At 43.4% G+C, this 13,592-nt stretch carries 12 protein-coding genes and 1 tRNA gene; 3 read left to right on the top strand and 10 right to left on the bottom strand.

Translation table 11 applies throughout. The features are described from left to right. Nucleotides 1–446 precede the first annotated feature (446 nt). Nucleotides 447–1,253, top strand: coding sequence for a hypothetical protein (locus ACFQ21_RS07760; protein ID WP_377577210.1), 807 nt, complete (start codon nucleotides 447–449; stop codon nucleotides 1,251–1,253). Between the two features lie 333 nt (nucleotides 1,254–1,586). Here the strand turns inward: ACFQ21_RS07760 and ACFQ21_RS07755 are convergent. After that, nucleotides 1,587–1,658 (bottom strand) — tRNA-Arg (locus ACFQ21_RS07755). A 302-nt stretch (nucleotides 1,659–1,960) separates the two neighbouring features. On the opposite strand from ACFQ21_RS07755, the gene ACFQ21_RS07750 reads away from it, so the two are divergent. Both ACFQ21_RS07750 and ACFQ21_RS07745 read left to right on the top strand, forming a co-directional pair. Further along, entirely contained in the window at nucleotides 1,961–3,184 is a 1,224-nt protein-coding gene (locus ACFQ21_RS07750; RefSeq protein WP_377577208.1) for a DUF4272 domain-containing protein, read from the top strand. Nucleotides 3,185–3,397: 213 nt separating this feature from the next. Then, entirely contained in the window at nucleotides 3,398–3,634 is a 237-nt protein-coding gene (locus ACFQ21_RS07745; RefSeq protein WP_377577206.1) for a hypothetical protein, read from the top strand. Between the two features lie 184 nt (nucleotides 3,635–3,818). On the opposite strand, the gene ACFQ21_RS07740 is transcribed toward ACFQ21_RS07745, so the two are convergent. The 9 genes from ACFQ21_RS07740 to ACFQ21_RS07700 form a co-directional block, all read right to left on the bottom strand. Further along, nucleotides 3,819–5,531 carry a HAMP domain-containing sensor histidine kinase gene (locus tag ACFQ21_RS07740; RefSeq protein WP_377577204.1) on the bottom strand — a complete coding sequence of 571 codons (1,713 nt, stop codon included), beginning with the start codon at nucleotides 5,529–5,531 and terminating at the stop codon, nucleotides 3,819–3,821. Further along, a complete protein-coding gene (locus ACFQ21_RS07735; RefSeq protein WP_377577201.1) occupies nucleotides 5,528–6,652 on the bottom strand; it encodes a sensor protein KdpD in 1,125 nt (374 codons plus the stop codon). Before ACFQ21_RS07735 ends, ACFQ21_RS07740 begins: the two co-directional genes overlap by 4 nt. A 4-nt stretch (nucleotides 6,653–6,656) precedes the next feature. Next, complete coding sequence (locus ACFQ21_RS07730; RefSeq protein WP_377577198.1) at nucleotides 6,657–7,736, bottom strand: porin; 1,080 nt, start codon at nucleotides 7,734–7,736, stop codon at nucleotides 6,657–6,659. A 102-nt stretch (nucleotides 7,737–7,838) separates the two neighbouring features. Further along, nucleotides 7,839–8,396 (bottom strand): K(+)-transporting ATPase subunit C, encoded by a 558-nt coding sequence (locus ACFQ21_RS07725; RefSeq protein WP_377577195.1) that lies wholly within the window; start codon nucleotides 8,394–8,396, stop codon nucleotides 7,839–7,841. A 5-nt stretch (nucleotides 8,397–8,401) separates the two neighbouring features. Further along, complete coding sequence (gene kdpB / locus ACFQ21_RS07720; protein WP_377577192.1) at nucleotides 8,402–10,468, bottom strand: potassium-transporting ATPase subunit KdpB; 2,067 nt, start codon at nucleotides 10,466–10,468, stop codon at nucleotides 8,402–8,404. Nucleotides 10,469–10,511: 43 nt separating this feature from the next. Then, nucleotides 10,512–12,209 (bottom strand): potassium-transporting ATPase subunit KdpA, encoded by a 1,698-nt coding sequence (kdpA, locus tag ACFQ21_RS07715; protein ID WP_377577189.1) that lies wholly within the window; start codon nucleotides 12,207–12,209, stop codon nucleotides 10,512–10,514. A gap of 4 nt (nucleotides 12,210–12,213) precedes the next feature. Further along, nucleotides 12,214–12,291 carry a K(+)-transporting ATPase subunit F gene (kdpF, locus tag ACFQ21_RS07710; protein WP_377578283.1) on the bottom strand — a complete coding sequence of 26 codons (78 nt, stop codon included), beginning with the start codon at nucleotides 12,289–12,291 and terminating at the stop codon, nucleotides 12,214–12,216. Between the two features lie 129 nt (nucleotides 12,292–12,420). Continuing rightward, nucleotides 12,421–12,771 (bottom strand): DUF7674 family protein, encoded by a 351-nt coding sequence (locus tag ACFQ21_RS07705; protein WP_377577186.1) that lies wholly within the window; start codon nucleotides 12,769–12,771, stop codon nucleotides 12,421–12,423. Between the two features lie 148 nt (nucleotides 12,772–12,919). Further along, complete coding sequence (locus ACFQ21_RS07700) at nucleotides 12,920–13,483, bottom strand: GNAT family N-acetyltransferase (protein WP_377577183.1); 564 nt, start codon at nucleotides 13,481–13,483, stop codon at nucleotides 12,920–12,922. Between the last annotated feature and the right edge of the window lie 109 nt (nucleotides 13,484–13,592).

Raw genomic sequence — 13,592 nt, 5'->3', positions numbered from 1 at the left:
GCGTTGGAGTTACTACGATACGCTTTTTGACGTAAAGAGAGGCGACATCTTAAGAAAGTACAAAGGACATTATTTTTTGAACCAACAGGTTTCGACAAATGGTTGGCGCGTGACAACTTTGGCAAAGATTGGCAATGGGTTGTCCCTTGGGACAATTTCTACGAAAGACGATCTAAGTAATTTAAGAACAGTGACCGAAACAAAGTCAGACACTATCTTCAGTTTCCGACCGACAAAAAAAGAGATGAAGAAATTCTTAAAAGATAAAGGATTTAGCCACCAGGATACATTTATAAAAGTAGAGCAGTGAAAAGCATGACCCACAACAAAATGTATAATTCCATGGCGCTGATAAGGGAGGACATTTTTTACTTTTGTTCAGCGCTACGGCTTATACATAACGTTAGCGGCATATTTTTAACATGACTAGATCTATAAACTTATTCTTGGCAATCGGACTCACCTTTAGCCTGAGTTTCGTTTTCGCACAAGAAAGAGTCTTGAAGTTGGCTGAGGATAAGAAGTATGAAATGTACTTTGTAGATGTTGCAATCAGGGAAGACTCCTTTCCGACCGACACTGTACGAGGCAAATTCACAATAAGCTGGGACAGAGACTTAGGCTTTCTGATAGATGACCCCGAGATCATTCAAAATCTAAAAAATGGTTGGGTTGGAGAACCAGGTCAAATGGTCGGATGCTGGTATGACTACTTCATGTATCTCATTGAGGACGGGGTTGTTGTGGATGAAATAAGAATAAATGAGAGATGTAAACAAGTAATAACCAAACATGGTGTCTATAACTATACAGACTCTACTCTAAGTCAAGTTGATCGAAGTAAAAAGATAACAGTAGCTAATGTAGAATTTGAATCACTCGAATTTGGACGGAATTTCGTCAGCGATGTTCTCGAGACTCGAGGTATCTATATACCGGGGCTTAGCGACAAGGATTGGTATAAGTATGGAGGTAGTATGATAGTGAAGACAAAGCGAAGAAATATCGATAAGTTAGAAGTACAAATCACCAATACAATCAGAGAGAAATTCCCCAATGAGTCATTTGCAGTTTGGTTCCTCGTGTGTAATAATCGCTTTTGTATATTCGATGTTTACTGCAGTGAAAAGTTAGGAAGTAGTATGACTGATTGGGAGGTTTATCGCAACTGGAGTCGTTTTGATCCAAAGATACTTTTGATTAGCAAGACAGACGTCCAAATGAAAGAGTTGATTGAGAAATACGCCCGCTAACGTCTAGCTATAAGTCATAGCGGCACTTTGAATAGTTAATTTTTATACGTTGGGGTAGATTAACCAGTATATAAAATTGACGACCATTTAAAACGACAGTATTCCATTGAATTATTGAAACGACCTTTGAACCCTAAGTATTGGTTTATGCAATTCGACATTGTACCCAAAGACGGGGACGACTACTACCGGCAGGCTTTATATGCGAGCGTTTTGCGCCATAGTATATCATGAATTATAAGGACATAAATAAGGAACGAGGCAGTTCATGAAAACAAAAACCGCCAATTCTTACGAATTAAGCGGTTTTGATTTCTTTTGATTGTTCTGTTGTAGCCCCGGCAGGAATCGAACCTGCATCTTCAGAATCGGAATCTGAAATTCTATCCATTGAAATACGGAGCCGCATGTTGCAAAGTGCTGCAAAAATAAGGAAAGCTTGCTACCTAAAAAATATATCTTTCAAGAACCATCGTTCCCAGAAACCCTGACTGGAATTGGACAAGGAATGTGCCTCTGATAATGATTAACGATGAATCTCATCATAGCTTATAGCTCCGGTCGATGTCTCCTGAATATATCTTGAATGAGACCTTTGATATATTTTAAGCTTGTAGCGGGTTTATATTCATATTACCATCCCGATGGCTTCATGTATCTTCACAGAAATTTAGTTAATTGAGGTTGAAACAACACAGGGTATATATATGATCTGCACTATCTATTCGCACCACCTGGTCTTTGACAGAATTGTAGAAATTGTAAAACGAACATTTTCCGGTGCAGCCATATCGGTAGGTACTCAGGACGAATTTAGTATTGCTGATGTTGAAATTAAGGGTGGACTCTTCAGTTCTTCAAAAAAAATGAAAGTGTCATACCGGCAGAGAACTATACCTTCGTACCAATTGCCCGAGATCGATGATAGTCCGCTAACACGAAACCTTAAAGGACTATACGGCTTTGTGAGTTCGTTGCCGGCCAGGAATGAAAAGATCAAAGGTTTATTTCTTCATAAGATCCAAACGCTCAATTGCGAATTCTCGGTGATCGTAGAGAAGGGCGAGATCAAAGAATTAAAGTCGCTGATAGCAACGTTCGCTAAAGACTTTGATGCTATACTTTTTGTACAACCCAACACCGTTATAAGCCGATCTTCCGGGCAACACTTTGTTGACAAAGATTTGAGATTAATAATCGATGGACAAGGTAACTCCGAGATTGATACACTCGATGTTTCTATTGACTCGGTATACTTTGATGCTTCACAAACAGAACTCTCCGAAAGTCAAAAGAGCAGGAAGGAACGTAACGAACAAATACTCCAGCAACGAAACATAAAAGTAAACAGGAATCTTCCCTGTATAGAAGATGAACATGAGACTGTAATACGATCGCCCCGCGAGATTGCTACCCGGGTTAGTATTCTGGCCTTTACAAACCTGGTGGCGTTTGGTAACATAACCGGTGATGACGCGATAGCCTATCTGAAACAGTATAAGCTGTGGGATGAAGTCACACCCAATGAAAAGGAATTTCTGGCAGACCCAACAGACGCCAGGCGCAACCAGGAAACCTGGAAGTGTGAATGTATCTGGGTTTTGATGTGGGCGTTGAATAAGGTAAGTGATCTTGGGTTCCCGGACGAATTATGCAGTTTGAATGCTATAGCGCCTCACGACTATCCGATTGGACAAGGTAAGGACCCGAATAATTTTATCAACGCCATAACCAGCAGTCGCACGAAAGAAGAAATTCTCGATGCCAACGATCTATACTATAGAATTGACTGGGCTTGTGTAGATGCACGTATCAATAACCAGCAGATTGCTGAGGTTAATGCAAGCGTTGTATACGAAAGACACTATGCCCTGAACTGGCTTGTAAACTATATGGATCAGGCCTGGGACGATGTCAGCTGCGATACGTAGCCGGGCAGATATAGTATATATTATTTTTTACCTGGCGAAAGCATTGGTGATCAGCCAGGTCTGCATAGCTTCGTAATATCCATCACAGGCAGCCCCGTTGATCACTGGCCTTTTAATATAGCAAGAATTATTGATTGCCCGGTATAGCCTCACGTTTACTGATCCATCTTTCTTTTAAATCCATCATGCTATATCCGGTATCATTACATCGGGGTGAGGCCATTTGTGTCATTCCGGAAAACAACGTTGAAAGACTATTCGCCTTATTTCAATACAGCAACGGCAGCGCCTGCTGTAAGTAACAACAACCATCCGGCAAACAATAATATATATGCCGGTATAGACATTACAGCAGATCATAAATTTACTCCCAAAGCGTACGGTGGTGCGGTAACCAACACATTGAATGTAAATTACTGTTGCAGGCACGGTTGGCTTACTCGCCTGTAAAAGAAGTAACTATTTTTGTGAATGGACGAAACTTGTTGGCTGACGACAACAGAGAGTACTATCATGGCGATAAGACTTCGATGATGTTGCTGGGTGGTTTCAACTTTCAGTTTTAATATATACTGTATAGCTGTGATTCATTAACGCAGTGATCTTGCTGTGTTGATGATTTCAGATTGTTTGATCATGAGACGAGGGGCAGATCAAACGAAAAAGTGGTGCCCTCTCCAGGTATACTTTCTGCGAATATTTTTCCGTTCTGCGATTCTATAATTTCTTTGGATATGGCGAGTCCTAATCCTGAACCGTTGGTGGCGCCCGGAGCCTGAAAGAACTTCTCGAACAAACGGCTCATAAATTCAGGAGCTATACCGGTACCAAAGTCCTGCACCGAAAAACGGATCGCATGATCGTGCTGAAAGCAGCGTATAATTATTTTACCATGTTCCTGACTATGGCGGATAGCATTGGTGAGAAAGTTAACAAGCACCCAGGTAGTTTTATCCGGATCAGCTTGTATAGTTGAAATGTTTTCTGGAGTCTCTATCGCTATAGCAATATGCTTGCGTTGTGCCTGCGTGTTAACAGAATCTTTAGCTGCATGAAGAAGTTCTTTCGGATTAACAGATTTTATTGTAAGCCTTATGTTACCCGTTTCCACCTGGGCCAGGTCGAGTAGCTCATGTGTTATTTTTGATAGGCGGGTAATTTCATCGCGCATCGTTACGGCCAGGTTTTCCTGTTCTTCGTTCAGTTGGCCGACACGATTGTCCAGCAAAAGTTTCGTGCACATTTGCAGTGAAGCGATGGGAGTTTTTAACTCATGCGAGATCGTTGCTATGAAGTTTGTTTTGGCAAGGTCAAGTTCTTTGAAGGGCGTTACGTTCTTTAATAAAAGTACTTGTCCAATCAAGGCTATATTTTTTTCACCGGTAGGAGTATAGCGGACAATGATGGTTTCTTTTGCAAAGTAATTTTCCTTACCGGATACTACGATCTTTATCAGATTGCTTTCATTGCCTTTCGCATTTCCTTCGCGAATCAGGTTGCGCAGTAAATCATTTTCAAGCGCAACATCCGGAGCGTAGCGGCCCACCAGTTTATCTTTACCTATATTTAGAAGGATCAGGGCCTGGTCGTTGGCGAAAATTATTTTCTTATGTTCGTCAAGTCCAATCACCGGGTCACGCATCAGGTTGATAATAGTTTCGATGCGTCTCTTCTCAAAGATCGCCCGTGCCAGGTTACTATGTTCATATTCATCCAGCTTCTCAGCCATTTGATTGAACGCCTGTGCAAGCTCCTCGAATTCATCATGTCGATCAAAATGGAGTCGCTCCTCATAATTCTTGTCGGCAATGGATTTGATACTGTTGGTAAGCTGCACAATGGGATTGGCGATATAGCCCGGAAAATTTACGATGAACGTAAACGCTACGATGGCAAATATAGAGAGCGTGATCACCACGTAAGTCGATGCACGCGTAGCGGTCTCCTGGGCTACCGTATTTTTTCGTACAATGGCATTCATGTTTATCTCATGAATGTGCAGGGCTGCCATTTGTAGAGCTTTCGTAGTGATGGTGTCGTTCGGGTTAGCACGGTATCGTTCAAAGGCAGTACGCAGTTGCAGGGTTGCATTGCGTTCGTGCGGTTCGGTAATGTTCGCCTCCTGCCGGATTAAATTTACTTCGATCGAATCGATGGGTGTAGGGTAATCATGATTCGTGAGCTTGAGTATATTTTGAGTATACTCAAGTGTTTCATAGTTGTTGCGAATTATATTCTGTGTAGCCTGCGACAGTTCATGCAGGTAGTATAACCCTATGCCACCTATGGCAAGAATAACGGCAAACAGGAATGCCACCCCCAGCGCTACTTTCGTTTTTATACTCATGACAGAATGATAAGGTCAGTCTCGGAGTTTGATAGTTTGTTTAAAAGCTGGTTAAATGTATTGGTTTTCAGAATAACCTGCCATAAGTGAAAGTGTGGTTTACCAATGCAAACGGTAGTGATCTGTTTTTCTTCTACAATCTTTACAATGGTGGAGGTTATGCTTTTATTTTTTACCTGCAGCACCTCGGCCCCCAGTTCCGTAGCCAGTTTGAAATTGTTGATGAGATGTCGCTGTACCGATAGCTTGATTCGGTTTGTATCTTCACGCGGTGTCTGTACATAGAGTACATACCACTTGGAATTATAGTAACTCGCGAGCCGGGCCGTCTTGCGAATGATCATGCGCGCAATTTCATCGTTGGAACTGATGCACGCCAGGAAACGCTCATGCCGGAGTCTCACATCAACGGTTACTTCCGTATCTACTTTACGCTCTACCTGCGAGGCAACTTCTTTCAAAGCCAGCTCACGTAACTGAAGAATCTTTTCCGGTTGGAAGAAATTGCCCAAGGCTCGCTCGATTTTGTCAGCAGGATATATCTTGCCCTCTTTAAGCCGTACAATCAGCTCATCGGCAGTCAGGTCTATATTTACAACTTCATCTGCTAGTTGCAGTATTTTGTCGGGAACACGCTCACTTACTTCTATGCCTGTAATGGTGCGTACTTCTTCATTTATACTTTCAATGTGCTGGATGTTAATGGCGCTGATCACGCTGATACCGGCTTCCAGTATCTCCATAACATCCTGCCATCGCTTTTCATTTTTGCAACCCGGTATATTGCTGTGCGCGAGTTCATCTACGATAACAACTTCCGGATGCTGATTGATGATGGCTTGCGTATCCATCTCTTCCAGCTCTTTGCCTTTGTAGAATATCTTTTTTCGTTCGATCACAGGGAGACCGCTGGTGAGCGCAGCGGTTTCCTGGCGGTTGTGCGTTTCAATGTAGCCGATCGTTACGTCTACACCGTTCTTCAAAAGACTATGGGCTTCCTGCAGCATACGGAATGTTTTGCCAACCCCTGCACTCATGCCGATATATATCTTGAACTTGCCGCGTTTTGATTTGCGAATAAGGTTAAGAAAATGCTCCACTGATTTTTCTTTCTCGTCCATAGATTCAGAAACTTACGCAAAGCGATGTGCCGATAAATGTATTGTCTTTTACCGGTTCATCATTCCTTTCAAACACACGGTCTTTACTCGCTAAGGTACGCACTTCTGTTCGCCAAAGTATAGCATCGTGTACCCGGTAATCTACATTAAATGACAGTCCTTTGGTTTTGAATCCATTGGCAGTGCCGGTAGCAATAATTACTCCGTTCTCATCGCTGTAATATTCACCACGCAAAGCAAGGGCAATCTTGTTACTGGCGGCATAGCGTACAATCAGCACAGGAGAATACCACGCGTTGGTGGCTGATGATTCCGGTGTTTTTTCTTCAACACCATAATCAAAGCCAACGGTAACGCCAATCTTTTTAGTTACCTGGAATATACCATAGAAGTTATGAAAGTAACGCATCTGTCTTGCACTGTCTGGTTTATCAGTGCCTATAAATGTGCTGCTGTTTAAAGTTACAGAGGCAGAAGGTTTGAACGTGATTTGTGTTCCGAATGAAGGTAGCGAATTCCCATCCACGCGCTGTATCCGTTGCCAGCCGTTCAGTATCAAACCGGATAGGAACCACTTTTCGTTATCGGATGTATAGGAGATTTTGGCGCCGGCTTCATAGTACGGTGTATTGTCTGCCAATATACTTCGTGTCAGGTTCCAGCAATCTTTACCAATGGCGCTTTCAAACCCGATGTGCGATCCAAATATACCGGCATCAATCCACAGGTTCTTTTTAGCAGAGAGTTTAACGCCTGCATTTGCTTCGTATATATTTTTAAGAACACCAGGCTCTGCCGCCAGGTTTGCATTCGCGTATGTACCCGTCATCAAAGCCAGGTTCGCGCGTACGTTGTCTGTATTGTAAGAACCTTTTATCATGCCAAGGTTCAGGTTTACTTCATTGTGACGGTTGTACGAATATATAAAACCGGGACGGGTATTATTTGGGGGTGTATTGAAATCGTACATATAGTATGTTTCAATGTAGCCATTTACGGTAAAAGGTGAAGGCGCTTTCTCTTCCTGTGCGAAGGTTGTTGATAATGATAGTATATATAGTGTGAATAGAATATAGTGTTTCATAGAATGTCTGGTTGTGTTAACCGTTAACCGTTATTTGTTATTCATTGTCGTTATGTTTTGTTCACGAATAGCGAATAACAAATGACGGATAACGAATAACGGCTAGCGCTTCAATTGATCAAGTGCGATATTAAGACTGAGTATATTTACAGTTTCCGTTCCGAATAAGGGCTTGTCGGTATATTGGTCGATTAAGGCTATAAGTTTGCCTTCATCTATATTTCGTATATGGGCAACCCTTGCTACTTGTATACGAGCTGCCTGTGGTGAGAGATGAGGATCTAGTCCACTGCCGGAAGCAGTTACAAGTTCAGCTGGTATTTGTTCCTTTTTGATAGTCGGGTTATGTACCAGGAAAGTATCGATGCGTGCCTGTACCTGCGCTAGGTAATCAGGGTTGGACGGACCTTTGTTGCTTCCTCCGGACACTGCCGCGTTATAGTTAACGGCTGAAGGGCGTGACCAGAAATATTTATCATTCGTGAACGACTGCCCTATTTTTTCAAAACCATAGCGATTGTCTCCATAGGATATCGTTTCGCCTTTACCCCGGTTGGGAGCAAGCTGTGCAACGCCCCACACCACAGCGGTATATATACCGCAGAAGAAAACAATGCAGCAAAGTGTTAATAAAGTGGCGGGCAAAATGTGATTTTTCATATACGTTATAAGATCGTTGATACTACTATGTCAATAAGTTTTATTCCGATGAATGGAACGAGTATACCGCCCAGTCCATAGATGAGCAGGTTTCTGCGAAGTAATGCTGCGGCACCAATAGGCTTATAGGCAACACCGCGCAATGCCAGCGGTATAAGCAATGGAATAATGATCGCGTTGAAAATGATAGCGGAAAGTATAGCGCTCTCCGGACTTGCCAGTTGCATGATATTTATACTCTGTAATGCCGGAATGGAAGTGATAAACAAGGCCGGTACAATGGCGAAGTATTTTGCTACATCGTTCGCTATGCTAAAGGTGGTAAGTGTACCGCGCGTCATCAGCAATTGTTTGCCGATCTCAACTACTTCAATCAACTTGGTAGGATCATTATCAAGATCAACCATGTTACCTGCCTCTTTGGCGGCAGCCGTACCACTGTTCATTGCGACTCCAACATCAGCTTGTGCCAGTGCCGGGGCATCGTTGGTACCATCGCCCATCATGGCTACGAGTTTACCGCTGGCCTGTTCGGCTTTGATATACTCCATTTTGTCTTCGGGCTTTGCCTCTGCTATAAAATCATCAACGCCTGCTTTCTGGGCTATATATTTAGCGGTTAACGGATTGTCGCCTGTTACCATAACGGTTTTTACACCCATCTTGCGCAGACGTTCGAAACGTTCGCGTATACCCGGTTTGATAATGTCCTGCAATTCAATGGCACCCATTACTTTATTGTTAACAGAGACAACCAGTGGTGTACCTCCATTGGATGAAATCATATCGACAGTATTTTTTATCTCGGCAGGAAATGTATTGCCTGCTCTCTCAACTAGTTTTTTGATAGCATCATAAGCACCTTTGCGGATACTTCGGTCTTCCAGGTCAATACCAGAGGTACGTGTCTCAGCCGAAAATTTAATGATCTTGGATTGTGGCAGTCCGAATGTAAGGTCTGCTATACTTCCCAGGGTGGCGGGGTGTTTATACCCTTTACCTGCGGCAAGCTCAAGAATAGATTTACCCTCCGGAGTTTCATCGGTAAGCGATGCTATGGTTGCACACTCGATAAGATCATCTTCTGATATACCTTTGGCAGGATAGAAATTTGTAGCCTTACGATTCCCAATGGTAATGGTGCCAGTCTTGTCCAATAGAATTGTGTCCAGGTCACCAGCTGTCTCCACTGCTTTTCCGGATTTTGTGATCACGTTCGCACGCAACGCACGATCCATCCCTGCTATACCAATAGCGGATAACAACCCGCCAATCGTTGTCGGTATCAGGCAAACGAACAGTGCTATAAATGCTGCGATGGTGATCGGTGTGTTTGCATAGAGTGAGAAAGGTTGAAGCGTAACACAAACAATGATGAAGATCAAGGTAAATGCCGCCAGTAAAATGGTGAGTGCTGTCTCATTCGGTGTTTTCTGGCGCGATGCATTTTCTACCAGCGCGATCATCTTGTCCAGAAAACTTTCGCCAGGCTTGGAAGTTACAATTACTTTTATCCGGTCTGACAAAACTTTCGTTCCTCCGGTAACCGATGATTTGTCTCCGCCCGATTCGCGAATTACAGGGGCAGATTCACCAGTGATTGCGCTTTCGTCAATCGTAGCGATGCCTTCTATAATTTCTCCATCCGCCGGTATAATATCTCCGGCTTCACAAATGAATACATCACCTTTCCGCAACTGGCTGGAAGAGCGGGTGGTAATAACACCGTTATCAGCAATTACTTTCGCAGGGGTTTCTTCACGTGTTTTGCGCAGTGAGTCGGCTTGCGCTTTACCGCGTGCTTCTGCTATGCCTTCGGCAAAATTTGCAAACAACACAGTAAGCAATAATACCAGGAAGACGATGAAGTTATACAGGAAACTTCCCTGTGAAGTTTCTCCCGTCAGTATCCAGATACAAACCACGAACATAACGGCTGTGCCAATCTCAACCGTAAACATAACCGGGTTCTTGAATAATATTTTTGGATTCAGTTTTATAAACGACTGTCTCAAAGCTTCGCTTACAAGCTCGCGTTGAAACAGGGGCGTCTTTCTTTCTCGTGCAGACATATAGATATATATTAAAAATGTTATAGTATACTACCGGGGCGGATCAGGAAGCGATGCTGTAATATTCCGCTATGGGACCAAGCGCCAGCGCTGTAAAGAACGACAATGCCACCAGGATTGCGATCACCGCAAAAGTCATAACACCAAAGGTTCCTGTGTCAGCCTTCAACGTTCCGGCACTCTCGGGTATATATTTCTTTTCGGCCAGAATACCCGCTATAGCAATCGGTCCGATGATGGGGATGAAACGCGCCAGCAGCATAATGATACCACAGGATATATTCCACCACGGTGTGTTGTCTCCTAATCCCTCAAAGCCACTACCGTTGTTTGCTGAAGATGACGTATACTCATATAACATTTCGGAGAATCCGTGATAGCCGGGGTTGTTGAGCCAGCCATAATCAGGATTGTTATAGAGTATATAGGATGATAATGCCGTTGCTGCCAGAATCAGAAAGGGGTGCAGCAAGAACACGATCATGGCTATTTTCATTTCGCGCACTTCAATTTTCTTTCCGAGGAATTCCGGTGTGCGGCCCACCATCAATCCGGAAATGAAAACTGCGATGATGATGAAGATGTAAAAATTAAGAAGTCCTACACCCTTGCCTCCGTAGAACGCATTGATCTGCATGCCCAGCATGGTGAACATACCCGAGAGTGGCGTGAGGCTATCGTGCATGGCGTTAACAGAACCATTCGAAGTACAGGTTGTAACGATGGCCCATAACGCAGATGCTGCACTACCAAAGCGTACTTCTTTTCCTTCCATACTTCCGGCAGTTTGATCAATACCCATGGCCGCTATAGCAGGGTTGCCGTTCATTTCAAGATATATAGTCGGGATGAGAAATAACAGAAAGCCGGCAGTCATTACCGCGAAGATCATCCATGCGAGCTTCCTGCGTTTCAGGTAATACCCCAATGCAAACACCAGCGCAATTGAGATGAGCGGAATGGAGATAGTCTCAACGATGTTGGTTATATAGTTCGGGTTTTCGAAGGGGTGTGCAGAGTTAACTCCGAAAAATCCACCTCCGTTTGTTCCTACTTGTTTGATCGCGATCATTGCTGCGGCCGGCCCGCGTGATACTTGTACCGTATCGCCCTGCAGCGTAGTGATGGTATCTTTGCCTTCAAAGGTCATGGGTGTACCGTTGAATACAAGAATAACTGCTACGATAAAAGATACCGGCAACAAAATGCGTGTACACGATTTAACAAAGTAATCATAGAAGTTGCCGAGTTTGCTGGTAGTGCGTTCGCGTAGTGCGTTGAACAATACAGCCGCTACGGCCATACCCGCACCAGCACTGATAAACTGGTATAGCATGAGCGTAAGCTGACCGAAGTAGGACACACCGGACTCACCGGAGTAGTGTTGCAGGTTTGTGTTGGTAACAAAACTTACCGTGGTGTTAAACGCCAGGTCTGCAGACATGGAGGCATTACCATCCGGGTTAAGGGGAAGCCAGCCCTGGTTCATCAGGACCAACATGCCATAGAGGAACCATACTATATTTATAGTCAGTAAGGTAACAAGGTGTTCTTTCCACGTCATCTCCTTCGAAATATTAATACCGCTGATGCGATAGAATAACTTTTCAAGGGGATTGAAAACAGGGTCCAGAAGTGTTTTCTCTCCGGCATAGACACGCGCTATATATTTACCCAGTGGTATGGCCAGTATAAATGTTAGCAGTAGTATGAAAATAACACTGATAATTTCAGTATTCATAAGTTTAGAATTTTTCAGGTTTTACAAGTACGTAGCACAGGTATATAAATACCAGTATGGATAGAATGAACAGGATAATCATATACGTTATAGTTTTTCGAAGTAGTCAATTGCTTTAAAAAACAGCATGAAGCATAAAAGGCCCGATGCTATCAGTATGAAAGTAATCATGGATATATAGTTTAGTGTTGATAAGTTATCGTCAGAAAGATTAAGGCATGCTGGTGTTGTGCTGGCGCATATACTCTATCCGGAGTTCGGCTGGCATATTTTCATATACCCATTTTTTCTCATTTTCATGCAGTGCAAGTGAGCGAGAGAGCGAGTACAGGTATACATTCATGATTCCGTTCTTCACGGTTTCATTTCCTTCTTTGAATAGTTTAAAGGCTACACGAAGGTAGCGCTCAAGTTTTCGATAATGCTTTTGCTCGCAGAGCGAAACAGAAGCATCTGTGAAAGATTGGATGGATTTATAAAACCGCTTGGTATAGTGTGGGTCGGCTTCGCCTTCAGGTATTTCACCTTCCAGCATTACCAGGGCAATTCGCTCGTTGATCATATCTGTTTTTATCGTGTTTGGCCGATGCCTGGCAACTGGTGTGCCTGCTATAGAAAATACTTGTAATCAATGTTTTATAGATTGATGAAGTAAAAAGACCCTTCGGAATCCGAAGGGTCTTTCGAAATTGGAAGGCTTGAACGCATACTTAAACGGTCTCAATTTTAATAGCAGGATCGAAGCGCATGGCTGTGCAGAGGCAGAACTTCTTACCGGTGCGTTGAAGAATGTCGTGATTCACACAGGACGCACAACCTTTCCAGAACTGCTCATCGTGTGGCATTTCTGAAAACGCAGTAGGGTAGAAGCCAAGCTCGGTATTGATTTTCATAACAGCAGCACTGGTAGTTATGCCAACCATGCTGGCCTGCGGATATTTATACCGGCATAGTTCAAAGATCTTTGTTTTGAGCTGTGTAGCTATACCATGCTCGCGAAACTCAGGAGCAACGATAAGCCCGGAGTTCGATACAAACAATCCATTTTGCCAGCATGCAAGGTAACAGAAACCTGCCCAGGTGTTGTCGTGATACATCGCGATCATCGCGTTGCCTGCACGCATATAGTCTATCAATGTATCAGGCGAACGTTTGGAAATTCCGGTTCCGCGCGCAGCTGCACTTCGTGACATGGTTTCGGCTATAAGAGGAGCAAGGTGAAAATGTTTTTCGGAAGCGACTTCTATACGAAAGTCGCTATGATCAGAATTCATAGTTGCATCATTAAAACGCAACGCGAGGCAATATCTATACCACGCGCCAACTAGATGATGGTGACCGTGTTTTAAAAAAGTATACCCTTCCGTTTCCGAAAGGGTATAC

This window comes from Ohtaekwangia kribbensis, from assembly GCF_042676245.1.
Classification (GTDB): Bacteria; Bacteroidota; Bacteroidia; order Cytophagales; family Cyclobacteriaceae; genus Ohtaekwangia; species Ohtaekwangia kribbensis.
The sequence above is the reverse complement of the archived record's forward strand: the minus strand, read 5'-3'. Positions and strand labels throughout refer to the sequence as shown.